This window comes from Salimicrobium flavidum, assembly GCF_900156645.1.
GTDB classification, from domain to species: Bacteria; Bacillota; Bacilli; order Bacillales; family Halobacillaceae; genus Salimicrobium; species Salimicrobium flavidum.
On record NZ_FTOC01000002.1, the window covers coordinates 231909 to 251090 of the forward strand.

16 protein-coding genes are annotated in these 19182 nt (G+C 47.2%); 10 read left to right on the forward strand and 6 right to left on the reverse strand.

Annotated elements, in window-relative coordinates; all coding sequences use genetic code 11:
- Positions 1-197 precede the first annotated feature (197 nt).
- The 5 genes from BW944_RS04425 to cls all read left to right on the forward strand — a co-directional run bounded on the left by BW944_RS04425 (position 198) and on the right by cls (position 5751).
- Entirely contained in the window at positions 198-1391 is a 1194-nt protein-coding gene (locus BW944_RS04425) for an MFS transporter (RefSeq protein WP_076557141.1), read from the forward strand.
- Between the two features lie 58 nt (positions 1392-1449).
- Positions 1450-1944: a PTS sugar transporter subunit IIA gene (locus BW944_RS04430; RefSeq protein ID WP_076557421.1), complete on the forward strand. Its 495-nt coding sequence runs from the start codon at positions 1450-1452 to the stop codon at positions 1942-1944.
- 121 nt (positions 1945-2065) lie between these two features.
- The gene (locus BW944_RS04435; protein ID WP_076557142.1) at positions 2066-3514 is read left to right on the forward strand and encodes a glycoside hydrolase family 32 protein; all 1449 of its coding nucleotides are present in this window, start codon (positions 2066-2068) and stop codon (positions 3512-3514) included.
- Positions 3515-3605: 91 nt separating this feature from the next.
- Positions 3606-4142 (forward strand): transcription repressor NadR, encoded by a 537-nt coding sequence (locus tag BW944_RS04440; protein WP_076557143.1) that lies wholly within the window; start codon positions 3606-3608, stop codon positions 4140-4142.
- Between the two features lie 160 nt (positions 4143-4302).
- Positions 4303-5751, forward strand: coding sequence for a cardiolipin synthase (gene cls, locus BW944_RS04445; protein WP_076557144.1), 1449 nt, complete (start codon positions 4303-4305; stop codon positions 5749-5751).
- A 54-nt stretch (positions 5752-5805) separates the two neighbouring features.
- On the opposite strand, the gene BW944_RS04450 is transcribed toward cls, so the two are convergent.
- Positions 5806-6039, reverse strand: a complete 234-nt coding sequence (locus BW944_RS04450; RefSeq protein ID WP_076557145.1) for a TM2 domain-containing protein — start codon at positions 6037-6039, stop codon at positions 5806-5808.
- A 534-nt stretch (positions 6040-6573) separates the two neighbouring features.
- Positions 6574-7725, reverse strand: a complete 1152-nt coding sequence (locus BW944_RS04455) for a S1C family serine protease (RefSeq protein WP_076557146.1) — start codon at positions 7723-7725, stop codon at positions 6574-6576.
- A 136-nt stretch (positions 7726-7861) separates the two neighbouring features.
- On the opposite strand from BW944_RS04455, the gene BW944_RS04460 reads away from it, so the two are divergent.
- From BW944_RS04460 to BW944_RS04470, 3 genes are all read left to right on the forward strand, one after another.
- Positions 7862-8551, forward strand: a complete 690-nt coding sequence (locus tag BW944_RS04460) for a response regulator transcription factor (protein ID WP_076557147.1) — start codon at positions 7862-7864, stop codon at positions 8549-8551.
- Positions 8548-9870, forward strand: coding sequence for a sensor histidine kinase (locus BW944_RS04465; RefSeq protein WP_076557148.1), 1323 nt, complete (start codon positions 8548-8550; stop codon positions 9868-9870). The genes BW944_RS04460 and BW944_RS04465 overlap by 4 nt, the downstream gene beginning before the upstream one ends.
- A 61-nt stretch (positions 9871-9931) precedes the next feature.
- On the forward strand, positions 9932-10441 hold the full coding sequence (locus BW944_RS04470; protein ID WP_076557149.1) for an acyl-CoA thioesterase: 510 nt from the start codon (positions 9932-9934) through the stop codon (positions 10439-10441).
- A gap of 657 nt (positions 10442-11098) precedes the next feature.
- Here BW944_RS04470 and BW944_RS04475 read toward each other — a convergent pair.
- From BW944_RS04475 to BW944_RS15315, 4 genes are all read right to left on the reverse strand, one after another.
- A complete protein-coding gene (locus BW944_RS04475) occupies positions 11099-11809 on the reverse strand; it encodes an ABC transporter ATP-binding protein (protein ID WP_076557150.1) in 711 nt (236 codons plus the stop codon).
- Between the two features lies 1 nt (position 11810).
- The gene (locus BW944_RS04480) at positions 11811-13394 is read right to left on the reverse strand and encodes an ABC transporter permease (protein WP_234983109.1); all 1584 of its coding nucleotides are present in this window, start codon (positions 13392-13394) and stop codon (positions 11811-11813) included.
- A 113-nt stretch (positions 13395-13507) separates the two neighbouring features.
- Positions 13508-14584 carry a Fe(3+) ABC transporter substrate-binding protein gene (locus tag BW944_RS04485; protein WP_076557152.1) on the reverse strand — a complete coding sequence of 359 codons (1077 nt, stop codon included), beginning with the start codon at positions 14582-14584 and terminating at the stop codon, positions 13508-13510.
- Between the two features lie 392 nt (positions 14585-14976).
- Positions 14977-15108: a hypothetical protein gene (locus BW944_RS15315; RefSeq protein ID WP_268794082.1), complete on the reverse strand. Its 132-nt coding sequence runs from the start codon at positions 15106-15108 to the stop codon at positions 14977-14979.
- 156 nt (positions 15109-15264) lie between these two features.
- Here BW944_RS15315 and BW944_RS04490 point away from each other — a divergent pair, with 156 nt between their 5' ends.
- On the forward strand, positions 15265-16716 hold the full coding sequence (locus BW944_RS04490; protein WP_076557154.1) for an alanine/glycine:cation symporter family protein: 1452 nt from the start codon (positions 15265-15267) through the stop codon (positions 16714-16716).
- A gap of 512 nt (positions 16717-17228) precedes the next feature.
- A complete protein-coding gene (abc-f, locus tag BW944_RS04495) occupies positions 17229-19112 on the forward strand; it encodes a ribosomal protection-like ABC-F family protein (protein WP_084193619.1) in 1884 nt (627 codons plus the stop codon).
- Positions 19113-19182 lie beyond the last annotated feature (70 nt).

Here is a 19182-nt window from a genome sequence, read left to right on the forward strand (position 1 = left end):
ATCCTCCCTCCTTGACAGTAATAGCTGTATTGCGATGAAATTTCTTGAATAGCCCTATCTTCCACCCACTATTGTAGCGAAGCAAATTATAGAATGGAAGATTATTGTTTTTCCGGTAATAGGTTTATTGGTACAATAAAAGTGATGTTCGAATTTCAATTTTCGAAGTGCATAGCAATGCAGGAAGAAGGAAAAGTATGAAACAGCCTTTATGGACGAAAAGTTTTTTGAACGTATGTCTTAGTAATTTTTTCGTATTTCTCGTCTTTTACATATTATTCGTCACGATGCCGATTTTCGCTATAGATGAACTTCAGGTACGCGAGAGTGATGCGGGACTGGTCATTACCGTTTTCTTACTTTCCGCGATTTTCATACGACCACTATCGGGACATTGGGTGGACGCTGTCGGACGGATGCCTATGCTTATTACGGCGCTTGCTATCTTTTTTATAAGCAGCGGCTTCTACTTTTTTGTGGAATCGTTCGGATGGCTTCTTGGAATCCGTTTTCTTCAGGGCATCGGTTTCGGTATGGGAACGACGGTGATGGGGGCTCTCGCCTCCGACGTAATTCCGGACGCCCGAAAAGGGGAAGGGATGGGGTATTTCGCCATGTCGATGAATCTGGCTATGGTGGCCGGTCCATTCCTCGGATTGACGATCAGCCAATCCTTTACGTATACGACTCTTTTTCTCATATGTGCTGCGGTCGCCGGTCTCGCATTTGTGAGCGGGGTTTTCATACGGGTGCCGAAACCGGAGGACAAACACACGCCTGAGAGCCTGATGCCGAAAATGAACGGTTTGCTCGAAAAAGCGGCGCTCCCGATAGCATTTACAGGGGCTTTCATTGCTTTAGCATATTCCAGTGTGCTATCGTTTGTATCGGTTCACGCGAAAAATATAGGTCTTGAAGAAGCTTCGAGTTACTTTTTCGTCGTTTATGCTGTCGTGCTGCTCATTTCCCGGCCGTTCACCGGTCGCTGGTTTGACCGTTACGGGGAGAACGTGATTGTGATTCCGGCGATTTTCGTTTTCAGCATCGGTATGTTTCTGCTGGGCTGGGCACAAACAGCATTTGTCCTGCTTGCAGCTGGAGGGTTGATCGGACTTGGCTACGGGACGTTGGTGCCGAGCATGCAGACGATTGCCCTGCAAAAGGTTCCGAAACGGGCAGGGGCGGCTACTGCCACATTTTTCACTATTTTCGATATAGGGATCGGTCTCGGTTCATTCTTCGTGGGCATCGCGGCGGAAACGATAGGTTTCCGCAGTCTTTACATGAACAGTTCTGTCTTCATCCTGCTCATCGTCGGTATCTACATCCTGTTTCACGGGCGCTTTCAGCGCGGGAAGCATAAATGGGCATCCGACTATCGCGAGGTTTAATACCTCCGAGCAGGGGAACATAAGGAAAAGAAATGATATAGAAGGGATGGGCGACTATATGTTTAAAAAATTGTTTGGAAAAGAAGATAAAAACGTTTCAATTGTATCTCCGTTGAACGGGAAGGTTGTAGCTTTGGATGATGTGCCGGACCCGGTCTTCAGTCAACGCATGATGGGTGATGGACTCGCAGTGGATCCGACAGATGGCAAAGTGGTTAGTCCGGTAGATGGAGAGATTGTACAGGTTTTTCCTACTAACCATGCGGTAGGCATCAAAACGGACAACGGTCTTGAGGTCCTTGTTCACATCGGTCTGGAAACGGTATCGATGGAAGGGGAAGGATTTGAAGGACACGTGAAACAGGGAGATAAAGTGAAGACGGGCGACCCTCTCGTCACGTTTGATAAAGATCTTGTCGCAGAAAAAGCGAAAGCGGTAATTACACCTGTCGTCATTACTAATTATGATGATGCTGTCAGTTCTTTCGAAGCTCATTACACAGAAGATGCTACTGCCGGGGAAACGGCGATTGCGACTGTTACAGTGAAGTGATGAATAGGAGATGAAAAAGTCCGGGAGAATTTTCTTTCCGGGCTTTTTTAAAAAGGTAAGAAAAAACAGGCCTCTCGTACGTGGGGATTGGTTCAATAGTGGAAGAAGGAGTGGAGTTACAATGGAAGAGAAAAAACAGATCGAAGCGATTACAGAAGAAGTACATAAACAGAAGGAGACCGTGGAAGCGGACCCTCATCGCCAGGCCTACCATCTGATGGCTCCTGTCGGTTTGATCAATGACCCGAACGGTCTGATTAAATGGGACGGGAAGTACCATATGTTTTTCCAGTGGAGCCCTTATCAAGCTGGTCACGGTATGAAAGTATGGGGCCATTATCACACGAAGGATTTCGTTCATTATACACTCGAAAAACCGGCCCTGGTCCCTTCTGAGTGGTATGACAAAGATGGATGTTTCTCCGGCAGTGCTGTCGAGAAAGATGGAGTACTACATCTGTTTTACACCGGCCATACGGAAAAGGAGGGGGAGATCGATCAGGAGTATCAGGCTCTCGCGGTTTCAGAAGATGGTCGTCAGTTTGAAAAGAAGGGGATGCTGCTTGAATCGCCTGAAGGCATCACCGCTCATTTTCGCGATCCGAAAGTATGGTGGCACGAGGACTTGTGGTATATGGTTGTCGGTGCCCAGACTGAAGATAAGAAAGGGGCCGTGTTACTGTATTCCTCTAAAGACCTGAGTGAGTGGGAATACGTAAAACGACTTGCTGTAGCGGGTGATAAGGAAGGCTACATGTGGGAATGTCCGGATTTTTTCACACTCGATGGTCAGGAAATCCTGCTTTTCAGTCCTCAGGGAATGGAACCGGAAGATATTCATTTTCAAAATGTTTATCAGACCGGCTATCTTACCGGTAGTGCAGAAGGAGACGTATGGAAACGTGGAGAATTCCAGGAACTCGACCGTGGCTTTGAATTTTACGCCCCGCAAACCTTTGAAGCTGAGGGACGTCGCCTGATGATCGGGTGGATGGGCGTGCCTGATCAGTATGAAGAGGCACATCCGACTGTCGACAATCAGTGGATCCACAGCTGGACCATCCCGAGAGAACTTTCGTGGAACGGCAAAAAAATCATTCAGACTCCTATCAGAGAGGCGAAACAATGGAGAACAAGTGAATCCCCCGTAGAAAAGAAGGAAATGATTGAAAATGATCAGCAGGAAATTGAAGATATCAGTGGCCGCGTCGCAGAACTTTCCATCGATTTTGAAGAAATAGGAGAGATGTGGGCCATGGAACTATATCACGAAGCCTCCTTTTCCTATAAAAAAGCCGATAATCTGCTGACGCTCACCCGTCCGGATCCGGAAGACGCAGAAAAAACCCAGTTCCGTCACGTACAGTTGGAATCACCGCTTCGCTCTCTGCAGGTATTTCTCGATCATTCCTCGCTCGAAATTTTCGTCAACGAGGGAGAGGAAGTCTTCACGGCCCGTATCTTTGCGGACGCCGCTCTGACAGACATAGCATTCACCTCACTCGGGCGTTCCGAGTTCACCGTGAAGAAGTGGGAACTTGCCGCTATTGATATCGAGTCTACCCTTTAGGGGAGGCTCTCCTTAGGCTTTAAATAGTAATGGTAAATCAGTAAATTATGGTAAAATAGGGAACAAATGATGAAAGATGAGGTGGCATCAAATGACGCACGATAAAAAGTTCAAATCCTCCGAACGCCGGGAAGCTATTCTGAAACAATTGCGGGAGTCAGCATCTCCGCTCACCGGAAAATCTCTCGCAGAGGAGATGAAAGTGACGAGACAAGTGATTGTGGCAGACGTCTCCCTGTTAAAAGCGGGAGGAGAACCGATTATAGCCACCAGTCAGGGTTACCTGTATATGAAGGAAGAGAAACGCAGATTTTCGTATCGCAGGACGATCGTGTGCTGTCACAATCGTTCGGAAACGAAAGAGGAACTTGAGATTCTCGTCGATCACGGCGTCTATGTTCAGAATGTTGTGATTGAACACCCGGTTTACGGTGATTTGAAAGCGGAACTCCATCTCGGAAATCGCCGGGACGTGGAGCGATTCATGGAGCAGGTCAACTCTTCGAACGCCACGTATCTCCTGGAATTGACCGATGGCGTTCATACCCATGAGATAGCCGCCGACCGTGAAGAGGCTATCGAGGAAGCAGTCCGGGAACTGGCAGAAGCAGGTATTCTTATGGAATGAGAAGCAGCAAAGACTCTTCCTCGTTCTTTTGAGGAACCAGGAGATGCCGCTAGAGAAGTTGTTTCAGGTGGAGTGGGTCTCTGGGTTTTTCTTTGTAATTTCCCGAAAATCATGTGATATAGTAAGTAAGAAAGACTCCTGAAAAGAGGAAGTGGCAGACGTGGAATTCATCCCCTACATCATAACGACGATTATTATATTGAACGTTCTGCTGGGATTTACAATCATTTTCCTGGAGCGTAGAGATGCCAGTGCGACCTGGGCCTGGCTGATGGTACTCATGTTCGTGCCGGTGGCCGGGTTCGTGTTGTACCTGGTATTTGGACGTCGCTTAAGTAAAAAAGAGATATTCACCTGGGACAAAAAAGCACGTCTCGGTTTGCTTTCGGCTGTGCAGGATCAGTTGCGTTCCATTGAAAACGGGGAACTGGAATTGAAGCATCCGGAACTCGGTCCTTATGAAGATCAAATCTACATGCACCTGAAGAACAATGATGCTGTGCTCACGCAGGATAATTATTTGGAGCTTTTTACGGATGGTGAGAAGAAATTTCATGCTCTCATCCAGGACATCGAAAACGCTGAAGATCACGTTCATCTTCTTTACTATATATTGCGTCACGACCAGCTTGGCAAGAGGCTAGCGGAAGTATTGCAGAGGAAAGCGGAAGAAGGCGTGTCTGTAAAGCTTTTGTATGATGATATGGGTTCAAGGTTACTGAGTCGTTCTTATGTGAAGAAGTTGAAACGTTCAGGGGTGGAAGTGGAGTCGTTCTTCCCTCCTCTCATACCCAAACTCAATATGAAAATCAATTACAGGAACCACAGGAAGCTGGCGATCATAGATGGAAAGATCGGTTATATCGGCGGCTTCAATATTGGTGATGAATACCTCGGCAAGGACAAAAAATTCGGATACTGGAGAGATACACATTTGCGTGTCGTCGGAAGTGCCGTGCATAACTTACAGACGAGGTTCATCCTGGACTGGAACCAGGCTTCTAAACGCGACATTCTCTATGACGAAAGTTTCTACCCGGAGTTCGAAGAGGACCCGGGAGATTCGGCGATGCAAATCGTCTCAAGCGGTCCGGATTCTGAATGGGAGCAGATCAAGCATGGGTACATCAAGGCTATTTTGTCTGCGAAGGAATACGTCTACATACAGACCCCGTATTTCATTCCGGATGACAGTCTGCTCGATGCAGTGAGGATCGCTTCGTTGTCCGGAGTGGACGTCAGAGTAATGATTCCGAACAAACCGGATCACCCTTTCGTCTATTGGGCTACGTATTCGAACGTGGGAGATCTTCTGTTTGCGGGAGCGAATGTGTACATTTACCAGGACGGATTTCTTCATGCCAAAACGATAGTAGCTGATGGAGTGGTATCTTCGGTCGGTACAGCGAATATCGATGTCCGGAGTTTCCGGCTGAATTTTGAGGTGAATGCATTTATCTATGATACAAAACTCGGGCTGAAACTGACGGAGAATTTTCTGGAAGACAGTATGAAAGCGACGGAACTCACCTATCGTATGTACCAGCAGCGTTCGATGTGGATCCGTTTCAAAGAAGCGATTGCTCGTCTTCTGTCTCCGATTTTATAAGAAAAGAAAGGAAGCACCTCTCCGTGCGGGAGAAGTGCTTCCTTCTTTACGTTATTATTTTGGATTTCGGCACATCCCCGGTATGAGGAAAATATCTATGACCAGCCAGATCCAAAGCAGAGCAAGAGGGAACCAGCCGATAAGAATACCAGCGGTCGCCCAGCCACTAGCACCGAGAATCAGTTGTATGATGCCTGAACCAGTGCGTCCTGTATAAAAACGATGAATGCCCAGCTGTCCAAGGAATAACCATAGGAGATAGGCAAGAATGACACTTCTTTGTTGCATATAGAAACTCCTTTCTTACTTTTCTTTACCGTTGGTTTCTTCCCGTTTTGGATCAGGAAAAAACAAACGGAGCACCGAATGGTACTCCGTTTGTCAAGAGGGGTTCAGGTTGCCGCAATAATGCGGTCTTAGGAAATTCTTTTATCATATCCCGTCGTCTCTTCGGAATATATGGAGGGCAGAGGGGTGCCCTTCACCGTTTTTGAATGGTGACGTGGAGGGAATTCCGCCTCCACGCATATATTTTCTGTTTTATTATTAGCTTCTAAACGGGTGCTTACACTTTTCTTTGTCCAGCTACAACTTCCAGAAGCCCGTGTTATAAGCAGTAATCTCTTCTCCGGGAAAATCCCCCGAAGAGAGAGCTTCCTGCTTATCCCAGAGCTTCTAACCGGAAGTTTCCACTTTTCTTTGTCCAGTTCCGACGCCTAGAAGTCCGTAATATAAGCGGCCAACCCTGTTTCGGGGTAGGTCGCCCGAAGCCAGGCCTGTCCACTTATCTTAGAACTTCTGAACAGGCGTCACCACTTTTCTTTATTGCTCACTGAGTGTGAGTGTTACTTCCTGTTTCTGTCCATCTCTGTAAACGGTAAGTGTTGCTTCTTCCCCTGCTTTTGCATCTTCGTAAAGATACTGACGCAGTTCAAGGGTTGAACTTATGGCATTTCCATCAATTGCTGTAATTATATCATTCTGCTTCAGTCCGGCCGCTGCTGCAGGAGTGTCCGGAGCTGTTTTGCCGACAACGACGCCGCCTTCTACGGATTCAGGAAGGTTCAATTCTCCCTGAACGACGCGTTCCGGTATTTTGGAAAGATCATAAAGGGATACGCCGATATACGGACGCTCCACCTCACCTGTGGATTCCAGTTCAGCTGTAATAGATTTTACGGTTTCTGCCGGGATGGCGAATCCGAGACCTTCCACTTCAGCTTTTGCGATTTTCATCGAGTTGATCCCGATTACTTTTCCGTTTTCGTTGATGAGTGCACCACCGCTGTTACCAGGGTTGATGGCTGCATCCGTCTGCATTACTGTCGTCTGCCAATCCGGCTGGGAGTCCCCGTTCAGATCGACAGGGATGTTTCGGTCAAGACCGCTGACTATACCTTTCGTCACGGAACCTGAAAACTTCATGCCGAGAGGGTTACCTATTGCGATGGCAGTCTGGCCAACCTCTACTTCGCTACTGTCCGCAAAATCGGCAACCTTCTCGACGTTTTCAGCATCTATTTGTAAAACGGCAAGGTCTGTAAGGGGGTCACTGCCCTGGAGAGTGGCATCCTTGGTCGTGCCGTCACTTAACGTGACTTCCAGTTCAGAGGCGTTTTCGATGACGTGATGATTGGTTACCACATACGCCTGATTCCCATCTTTTTTATAAATGACCCCGGACCCTGTACCGGCATTTTCACTTCCGCGTGCTGTTTCCCTGATGGAACTGACACCTACGACCGCTTCCTGAGCTGCTTGTATGGAATCGATCGTATTTTCCTCTGTACCTTCCACCGTTAGTGGATTGGCCTGTGCTTTTTCCGGGTTCGTCTCTATATTTATTTTTATCCCCTGCGATTGAAACAGGGCAGTTACGATGAATACGGCTACGATGGCTCCGAATACGCCGAATGCGAATCCGTTTCTTCTTGTTCCTTGTGCATTGTCTTTTTGACGGTTGAATAGTTTCATAGTTCGATGATCGCTCCTTTCTGGTACAATGTGAATACATCAATCTAATGACTTTACATGACCTATTATAAGAAAGACGTGTGGGAAACATTTGGACTATTTACGGCATAATTATGTAAATGTAGGAGGAATTCTAATGGATGCTTTTATAGGACTTGTAGAGGACGACGATAATATCCGGGACATCGTGAAGAGTTACCTGGAAAAGGATGGGTATCAGGTTCGTGACGTCGCTACGGCGGAAGAGGCGTGGGATATATTCAACGAGGCGGTCAAACCGGATCTGTGGGTGCTTGATATTATGCTTCCGGGTATGGACGGATATGAATTCTGCAAAAAGATCCGTGATCATTCGGAAGTGCCGATCATTATCATTTCAGCGAAAGATGAAGAAGTAGACAAGATTCTTGGGCTTGAACTCGGGGGCGATGATTATTTGACGAAGCCTTTCAGCCCGCGTGAACTGGTGGCGAGAGTAAAGCGTCACGTAAAGCGATGGAAACAGATGAAGACGGAGGAAGGAAACGGGGAGGAAATCGTTACGTCCGGAGCGCTTGAGCTGAACGTAACGGAACGTCTCGCTTTTTATGAAGGCGAAGAAGTGGAAACGACCCAGAAGGAGTTCGAAATGCTTTGGGTACTGGCGGAACATGAAAATAAAGCTTTCTCTCGCGAAGTGCTGCTTCAGTCCGTGTGGGGCAATGATTATTTCGGTAGCGATCGTGCGGTGGATGATCTGATGAAACGTCTCCGGAAAAAGTTCCCGAATCTCGACCTTGAGACGGTATGGGGATATGGGTATCGTTTGAGGGCGCAGGACGAATGAAACTGCTACATCAGCTGAACGCAGCATTCACCGGACTGATTCTCGTCGTAATGACGGTTACGGCGATTGTACTGTATTCATTGATTATGGATATTTTCATTATGGATGAAAAACGGCAGCTTGAAATGCGTGCAGAGCTTCTCGTAGATATTTTGAACGATCCGGATCGACTGCTTCAATCTCCGGAAGTATCGAATTTGATACAGGATCAGAATTATCCGTTGCTTCTGTTCGATCGTTCCACTGAAGAACTATTATTCTATACGCTTCCACGGGGAGCGGCGAACGATTGGGTCGATCGTTATGAAGAAGAGCTCGCCGGAAGCGATACGTGGGACAGCGGGTACGGGCAGTACGTCATTTCGGATCACGAATTGAGAGGGGACCAGGTGCTGGTCATGGCTACTCCCATCGGCGATCTCGCCGGTATACAGATGAACTTCGTCTGGCGTATGGTACTCGTGTTCATTATGGGACTGCTTTTGGCGGCAGCAATCAGTTATCTTTTCACACGAAAACTGGTCACTCCGCTGGATCATTTGAAAAAGGAAGTCCAGAAAATCGAAAAACGTCAGTTCCAGGATGTGCGTCCTGTGAAGGCGACGGGTGAAATAAAAGAAGTGGAGCAGAGTGTCAGGCAGATGGCCGGGGAACTCGAGAGATATATCCGGTCTCAGCAGCAATTTTTCCAAAATGCTTCCCACGAACTCAAAACCCCGCTCATGTCGATTCAAGGATACGCGGAAGGGATAAGGGACGGCGTATTCGAAGGCGAAAAAAGGGACAGAGGTCTCACGGTTATGGTAGAAGAGATTGACCGTTTGAAAAAAATCGTCAATGAAATGATTTTGCTGGCCAAGCTCGACAGCAATGAAGATATCTATAACCCGGAGCGCATCAAAGTAAGTGAGTGGACCGGACGTGCTGCTGATCGTCTTCTCCCTCTTGCCGAGGAAGAAGGAATCAAGGTTGAGGTCAGTGTACAGGAAGATGGGTATATTAATGCCGACCCGGAACGTTTCCTCCAATCCCTCATGAATATCGGTAGAAACGGGGTCCGTCACGCAAGTTCCCATCTCTATATTACAGTAGAGAGAAACGGAGAGTTTCTCATACGGATCATGGATGACGGGGACGGGATAGATGAAGATGTCATGCCTCACCTGTTTGAACGTTTCCAGAAAGGAAAGGCTGGGGAAACAGGTCTGGGGCTCGCTATTTCCCGGGCAATAATCGAAAAAAGTGGAGGAAGCATTTCTGCTTATAATGGAGAGGGCACGGGGGCTGTGTTTGAAATCAGACTCCCCGTCGAGGAATAAAATATACAATAAGCGTGCTATAATAAAGACAAGACCATAGTATGGAAAGGAATGATACGATATGGATGCAAAACGATGCATGGATTCTTTCGCAGTTAAAAATTCTCATGTCTTACCCCCGGACACCAACAGTCACGGTACCTTGTTCGGAGGGAAATTGATGGCTTACATTGATGATATCGCCGCTATTTCGGCTGTCCGTCACTGCCGGCAACCGGTAGTGACCGCTTCGATAGACTCGGTCGACTTTCTTCACCCTGTATTCGAAGGCCATGCGATTTGTCTGGAAGCTTTTGTAACCTGGACGCATAATACGTCTATGGAAGTGTTTGTTAAAGCCATTACTGAGGATTTGCTTAGTGGAGATCGAAAAGTATGTACGACGGCTTTCGTTTCTATGGTCGCCGTAGATGAAAACAATCGACCTACCCCGATCCCGACGGTATATCCGGAATCGGATCAGGAAAAGCGTCTCCATACGGGGGCATCCGCGCGTCATGAGCAGCGGAAAGAAAGACGTAAGGAATCGAAAGAACTAGCTGAAATGTATGGAACAGGACTACCTTGGTAAAAAGAAAAGCGGAAACTTCCGTTTAGAAGCACTGGCACAAGCAGACCGGTCAGACAAAAAGTGTTCTTTCTTTTTTCTGATCCTGGCTGCTTGTGACATGAGCTTCTGGAAGTTGTAGCTGGACCAAGAAAAGCGGAAACTTCCGTTTAGAAGCACTGGCACAAGCAGCCGGACCAGATATTTCTCTCGGGTTATTCGTATCTTCAAACAAAAAAACAGCGCGCAATCCTACGTATGTTCTCCTCATAGGGTCGCGCGCTGTTTTATTTTGAGCTCTGTTCAAGCCTATTGTTGATTATAGGAACGGAAGGTGGGGACGCCTGCGGGACTGGCATGGAAGGAAAATCCCCCGGAACGACCAGAAGGAGTTTCGGGAAGTTTCCGCCATGTCCGCGGCAAGCTTCCACCTGAAGAGACGAATATCAACAACAAATGATAACAGAGACGTTCATGCAAAGATATTTGCACCAGGATACATGAAAATTTTCGGGCTCTGTTATGATTCAAGCTTAATAAGGTGGATATAGATAAAGGCGGCGACTCCGACGGGAACTCGGGTAGCTGAAGCGTTGCCTCTGGATAAGCGTCCGCGTAATTATTTATTTTTAGGGCAGCCTTATTTTAAGAAGTCAGAACCTATTTCAAATAAGTTCCTATTTAGACTGTTTGAAAATGGTTTTGCTTTTGTTCCTCTGATTGAGGAGAAGTACATAGAGAGTCCCAGTCGTGGGCAGCGCCGTCACGCATAGTTACGATACGGTCCGCAACAGCCTTTGCATCCTCTCTATCGTGAGTAACAAAAACAGTAGTGGTTTCCGTTTGTTTAAGAATGTCATGCAGCTCATTACGGATGGTGATCTGGAGATCTGCATCGAGACTACTGAAAGGCTCATCAAGGAGAAGGAGGGAAGGAGCGGGAGCTAAAGCTCTTGCCAAAGCAATCCGCTGCTGCTGGCCTCCGCTCAGTTCATGTGGATATCTGTTTTTGTAGTCTTCCATCCGAACAAGACTGAGCATCTCTTTAGAACGATTCCGGCTTTGTTTCTTCGACCAGGAACCGAGACCGAATTCTATATTTTTTTGGATCGTCATGTGCGGAAACAACGCGTAATCCTGAAAGACCATACCAATATTTCTTTTTTCAGGGGGAAGGAAGTGGCGGTCGTCGAAGAACGTCTGTTCGTTCACAGAAATACTACCTTTACTGGGAGCTTCAAGGCCACTCAGGAGACGAAGAACCGTACTTTTACCACTCCCGCTCGAACCGAGAATCGCTATGATTTCTCCTTTGCTGATATCCAGGGACAACTGATCGATTACAGGCGTTTTCTTATAGCTGAAGCAGAGATTTTCTACGGAAACAAACATATCAGGTTCTCTCCTTTTTCAGAACGTAATAGAAGACATAAATAGCGAGTGCGCTAAGGATGACAATGAGCAGGGAAGGAAGGGCCGCTTCCTGTATTTGTTCATCACTGGCATATTGATAGGCCTTTGTAGATAAAGTGTCGAAATTGAAAGGGCGTAAAATGAGTGTCAGTGGAAGTTCTTTCAATATTTCAATGAATGAGAGAATGAAGCCACTGATTACAGCTCCTTTCACCATGGGCAGATCCACTTTGAAAAAGGTCACTTTGGAGCCTTTTCCGAGCAGGCGGGAAGCGTCATGATAATTTTTGTTCGTTTTTTCGAATTCAGCTTCGACTGCGTTGAATCCGATGGCTAGAAAACGGATCGCATAAGCCATAATCAGAATAAGAAGGCTTGTGCTAAGAAATAGAGTGGATTCTGCCTGAAAATAGTCATAGACAGCAGCGAGAAGATTGTCTATGTAAATGAAGACAGAGCTTATTCCAACAGCGATGACCGCTCCAGGTATAGAATAACCGAGAATCGTCATTTTCGAAAGCGCTTTGGCTGGGAGCGACTTGTTCATTCTGGTGAAGTTCGCAATGATCAGAGCACCGATCATGATCATTGCAGCTCCTGACGTGGCGGCTATGAGTGAATTGAGGACGAGAGACCAGAACTCAGCATCGATCACCTTATCGTACGTAAGGATCATCCAACTGAAGAGTTGAGCGACCGGTATAAGGAAGCCGAGAGAGAATACAATGAAACAGTAAGTGAATACGCTCCATTTCTTAACGCCTGTCAATGGCTTGGACTGTAACGGGTGAACGCGTGAAGTGGTATGACTGTACTGTTTTCTTCCGCGAAGCAGTCGCTCTCCGATCAGGAGCAGGGCTATGATGAACATGACGGTGGCGGACAATTTAATAGCCGATGCCAAGTCGTTCATCCCGAACCATGTCTGGAAAATAGCGGTCGTAAATGTAGGAACGCCGAAATACTGCACGACTCCGTAGTCATTAAGCACTTCCAGTAACACGAGGCTGGTCCCTCCGATAATCACACCCCGGGAAATAGGGAGTACTACCTGGATGTAGATATCTTTCCCGCTTTTCCCGAGAATACGGGCATTCTCAATCAAAGATGCCGACTGTGTCTCGAGATAGGTCTGGGTCATCGTGTAGACATAAGGAAACAGGAACAACGTGAAAATGGAAGTGGCTCCCGGAAGATTCAGGATATCGATGGTGATGTCCCAGCCGAATGTATCTCTGAATAGCTGAGGGATCGCCCCTGTGTAATTGAACATACCGTGATAGGTGTAGCCTGCGATATAAGGGGGGATAGCCAGCGGCAGTATAAGTCCCCATTTGAAGAAACGCTTTCCGGGAAAGCTGTAAGCCGTGACCAGCCATGCGAGACTGGTTCCGATAAGAATGGTTGCGCTACCGGTGAAAAATAACAGCAGACCCGTGTTTTTAAGCAGATCCGGTAACAGATACTGTCGGACGTGGGCCCACTGATCGGCCGTCTCTGTGAAAAATTGCAGAAGAATGACAAGGTTCGGTGCGAGCACTGTCAACACAATTCCAACGGTCAAAAGACTCCATATATTGATGTATCGTGATTTGAATAAGGAAAAGTTCAATGAAACCCCACGCTTTCAGATAGCAGAAAATGTCGTACCTTGTAAAGGATACGACATTTTCATCATTACTTCCAGCCCGCTTCGTTCATGATTTCGATGGCACGCTGGTTGTGTTCACCCAGTTTCTCAAGAGGAAGGTCCTGCTCTTTGAATTCTCCCCATTCCTGAAGGGTTTCTGCAGCTTCCACGTCAGGATTCACAGGATATTCGTAATTGGCTTCCGCAAACTGGGACTGTACTTCTTCTGTAGTCAGATACTCGATGAACTTTTTGGCGTTTTCAGAATTACTGCTGCTTTGTGTCATTCCGATACCGCTGATGTTCACATGGGCCCCGTCAGATTCCTGGTTCGGGAAAATGATACCGAGCTGTTCAGCTACGTCCACTTCTTCCTCATCTTCAGAATTCAGCATTTTCCCGAGGTAATATGTGTTCATGACTGCGACGTCGCCTTCTCCGGCAACGATGGCTTTCGCCTGATCACGATCTCCGCCCTGCGGCTCCCGGGCCATGTTATCGACAATACCTTCTGCCCATTCTTTCGCTTTTTCCTCGCCTTCAAGAGCGATCATCGAAGCGAGAAGGGACTGGTTATAAATATTCGAGGACGAGCGGATAAGTACTTTGTCCTGCCATTCTTCGTTTGTAAGGTCTGCGTATGTCTGGATAGAGGATGGATCCACCCGGTCTTTATGATAGGCGATGACCCGTGCACGCTTTGTAAGGCCAACCCATTGCTTATCAGAATCTATGAATTTCTCAGGAACATTTTCCTGAACCGTTTCACTTTCGACCGACTGTAAGAGGTCCTGGGATTTGGCACGATCCAGGCGTCCGGCGTCTGCTGTAATTAGAAGATCAGCCTCAGAAGCCTGCCCTTCACGGTCCAGACGGGCAATCAATTCATCATCTTTTCCTTCGATGACATTGACTTCGATTCCCGTCTCTTCAGTGAACTGATCGTACAGTTCCTGGTCTGTTTCGTAATGGCGTCCGGTGTATAGGTTGACTTCGCCACCGCTTTCTTCCGATGCGGATGTGTTCTCTGTTTCTTCTCCGCCTGACTCCTCTGAACTGCTTCCGCAGGCAGCGAGAAGAAGGAATAGAGCGAAGAATATGGAGGATGCTAGAAGTTTCTTCATGAAGATTCCACCTTTTTTTCAATTTTTTAAATGAAAATGATTATCATTTGCAGAATCAATTCTATAACATTTTGAACAATAGTCAATACTTTATCAAAAAAAAAACAGAAAGCTTTTAGATCTCTGTCTTGACGTTTTGTTTGAATTTGGCTCTGTTGAAGCCGGGGGATAACAGCATAGTCTTGAAATTATAGAAATGCCGTAGTTCGTGCTTCTTCCACCTGTTCTTCGATCGACTGGATGAAATCTTCCCCTTCTGTCTGGTCGAGAAGACCGGAATCCATCGGTAGCAGCACATCCGATTCCGAACTTTGACTTTCCCTTCCTAACCGGACGACAAAGCCTTCATCCGATTCTTCGAAAGTCGTTTCTTTGACGGTAGCGGGCTCCTGTCATTCTATTTCTTCCACCGTGTCCACTTTATCGATATGGTATGCTTGGTCATTCTCGCTATAGTCTGAGGTTAATAACAAGGCTGCACCAAGACCTATAGTAATAATCAGTGTGTGTATATATCTTTTCATGAATTGGCTTCTCCTTTTCGATGACTTGCCCATTATTGTAGTGGGTGGGGAAGAAATGTCAATCAAAACATAATAGGTAGTTGATTTTTCTGCAGTTCTTGGTAAAGTGATGAAAGGAGTATTATGTGCCAGTCTACTATTCAAGGAGGAAGAAGCATGGGTTTACTCGAAAGTATTATAGGTCAATTCAACAATATATTGTGGGGGTACGTCCTTATTATAGTACTCCTCGGGCTTGGGCTATGGTTTTCCATCAAGCTTAATTTCGCCCAGTTCCGTCTCATTCCCGAGATGTTCCGCGTTCTATTTGATAAACGCTCGATCACGGCGAAAGGAAAGAAAGGAACTTCAGCCTTTCAGGCGTTCGCTATCAGTACGGCATCAAGGGTAGGAACGGGTAACCTTGCCGGGGTAGCCGCAGCTGTTGCGACAGGCGGACCGGGAGCCGTGTTCTGGATGTGGCTTGTTGCTGTGCTCGGAGGAGCCTCGAGTTTCATCGAAAGTACACTCGCTCAGATTTTCAAAACACCTGAGAAGAATCAGTACCGGGGCGGTCCGGCTTATTATATGGAAAAAGGCCTGAACAACCGTACACTCGGAATTGTATTTGCGGTTACGATTACGTTTACATATGGCCTCGTTTTCAGTTCTGTGCAGTCGAATACGATAGCGTCCGCTTTTGAACGTTCCTTCAATCTTGATGGATGGGTACTCGGTCTAATTTTGACCGTCATCGTTGCTTCCATTATTTTCGGTGGATTAAGCCGTGTCGCTCAGGTGACGCAATATATCGTCCCTATCATGGCATTTTTCTATATCGCTCTAGCTTTATATGTTCTCTTTCTTAATATCGGCCAGGTGCCGGACATGTTCGGGCTTATTTTCTCCAGTGCTTTCGGATTCCGTGAATTTGCGGGAGGTACCGTCGGTGGTATGATTATGATCGGTGTGCAGCGTGGCCTGTTCTCGAACGAGGCCGGGATGGGTAGTGCGCCGAACGCTGCGGCTACTTCCGAGGTCACTCACCCCGTGAAGCAGGGACTGATCCAGACACTCGGAGTGTTCATCGATACGTTGATCATCTGTAGTGCCACAGCTACGATCATTCTTTTCTCCGGAGAATACGCAAACCCGGGAGGAGCAGAAGGGATCCAGCTTACTCAGATGGCTTTTGAAAATGAAATCGGACAGTGGGCATCCATCTTCATTGCTGTCGCTATCTTTCTGTTCGCTTTCAGTTCCATCGTCGGTAACTACTATTACGGAGAGACGAATATAGAATTCATTCATACCAGTAAGAAATGGATGCTAATCTATCGTTTCGGTGTTCTCGCAATGGTTATGTTCGGTGCTGTCGCTGAATTCGGTCTCGTCTGGTCGATGGCGGATATGACGATGGGAATCATGGCTCTCATCAACCTGTATGCTATCTTCCTGTTATCGAAGATCGCCTATGCAGCGCTGAAGGATTATATGATTCAGCGCAAACGTGGCGAAGATCCTGTGTTCTATCAGGATCACCTGCCAGGTGTAAAAGGGATGGAATATTGGAAACGCACCGATGCAGTCGGTGATGACAAGAAAGATTATGAAGAGTATGGGTCCTGAGTGACTCACAGTAATTCTGAGAGGGTTCTGATCATCCGGTGAAGGGTGTTTCAGAACCCTTTTTGTTTGGCTACCCTGAAAATAAATATTCAGGCGGACGCTTATCCAGAGGCAATGCTTCAGCTACCCGAGTTCCCGTCGGAGTCGCCGCCTTTATCTATATCCACCTTATTAAGCTTGAATCATAACAGAGCCCGAAAATTTTCATGTATCCTGGTGCAAATATCTTTGCATGAACGTCTCTGTTAAAGTCTGCTGTTGATTTAAGAACGAAGGGTGGAGACGCCTGCAGGAAGAGCATGAACGGAAAATCACCGGAATCGAACGTAGGGAGATCCCGGGAGTTTTCGTCATGCCCGCGGCAAGTTCCCACCCGTAGAATTAAAAATCAACAATGAACGAAACAAAGCCTTTTGTTTAAGGGAAAACAGGAGATGTGGCGTCCTTTTTCGTTTTTGTCGGTCCCTGTGCTAAAATGACAGGAGAGGTCTGAACGAAAAGGATGGATGATAGTGAGTATATTGATTGCAGAAAACCTTGCTAAAGGTTACGGAGATAAAACGCTCTTTGATGAGTTGTCGTTTACAGTAGAAGCTAAAGAACGGATCGGCCTGATCGGAGTGAATGGGACCGGTAAGTCCTCCTTGATGAAAATTCTGGCCGGCATCGAATCGACGGATGATGGCAATATCCAGCATGCCAAGGATTTTCACGTAGAGTATTTATCCCAGTCCCCTGAACTTGATGACGATAACACGGTCTTTGAACAGATTTACTACGGAGATTCAGAGGTCATGCGAGTGTTGCGCAGGTATGAGAAAGCTCTGCAGCAGACGATGAAAACCCCTGAAGATGAACGGGTGCAGGAAGAACTGATGAAGGCCCAGGAACAGATGGAAGACGCAGGCGCGTGGGAAGCGAGCACCGAAGCGAAGAAAGTGCTCTCCCGTCTCGGTATTGAAGAGTATGACCAGAAAGTGGAAGAACTCTCCGGCGGTCAGAGGAAGCGTGTCGCTATTGCTAAGGCACTCCTTCAGCCAGCGGATCTTTTACTTCTCGACGAACCGACGAACCACCTGGACAATGAAACGATCGAGTGGCTTGAGGAATACCTGAGCCAGTACAAGGGAGCTTTGATGCTCGTTACGCACGACCGGTATTTCCTGAACCGGGTGACGAATAAGATATTCGAACTTGAAAGAGGCCAGTTATACGAGTATACAGGGAACTACGAAGTCTTCCTCGAGAAGAAAGCGGAACGGGAAGAACTCGAAAAGCGTAGAGAAGCGAAACACCAGAATGTTCTGAAACAGGAACTCGAATGGCTGAAGCGTGGTGTGAAGGCCCGCGGCACGAAACAGAAGGCGAGAAAGCAGCGCGTGGAAGCGATGAAGGAGAAGACGTTTGAGACGGATAAGGAAGAAGCGGACATCGCTACTGCTTCGACCCGTCTCGGCAAACAGGTGATGGAACTTGAAGACGTCGGTCATGAATTTGACGGCGATTATTTGTTCCGACATATAGATGATCTCATCGTTCCCGGGGAGCGGATCGGCATCATCGGCCCGAACGGAACCGGCAAAACCACCCTCCTCGATATTATGGCTAAGCGCAGGGAACCTTCGGAGGGGCATGTCTCCATAGGGTCTACCGTGAAGATCGGGTACTACAAACAGGATTACGAAGAGCTGGATGCAAGCCAGACAGTCATCGGTTATATCAAGGAAACGGCGGAAGTCATTTCCACGAAAGACAAACAGCAGGTGACCGCTGAGCAGATGCTTGAACGATTCCTGTTCTCGCGTTCCCATCAGTGGACCTATATCGGAAGGTTATCCGGGGGAGAACGCCGTCGTCTCTATTTGTTGAAAGTACTCATGGAGGAGCCGAACGTCCTGTTCCTCGATGAGCCGACCAACGACCTGGACACCGAGACACTCAGTGTACTGGAGGATTATATTGATAAATTCCCTGGTGTCGTCATTACCGTCAGCCACGACCGCTATTTCCTGGACAGGATTGCGGATCGTCTGATTGCTATCGAGAATTCCGGGGATGTGGAGAAATTCCAGGGAGCTTACAGCGAGTACCTGGAGAAGAAAAAAGAAGAAAAGAAAAAGGCAGCGGCTCCTGCCGCGAAGAAAGAACAGCGCACAGAAAGGAAAAAGAAGCTCTCTTATCAGGAGCAGCAGGAATGGAAGACGATCGAAGATGATATCACTGATCTCGAAAGCCGCATAGAAGCGATTCAAAAAGAAATAACTGAAACAGGAAGTAATTTCGACAAGGCGGAAGAACTTCATAAAGAACAGCAGGAGAAAGAAGAGGAACTTGAGCGGAAGATGGAAAGATGGGAAGAACTGTCTGAACTGATGGAACAAACGGAGGGCCCTTAAGGGGGCTCTCTTTTGTATTGACGGGATAATTATGGAATAATGGTAATCGGAAAAAAACTTGAAAGGTGAT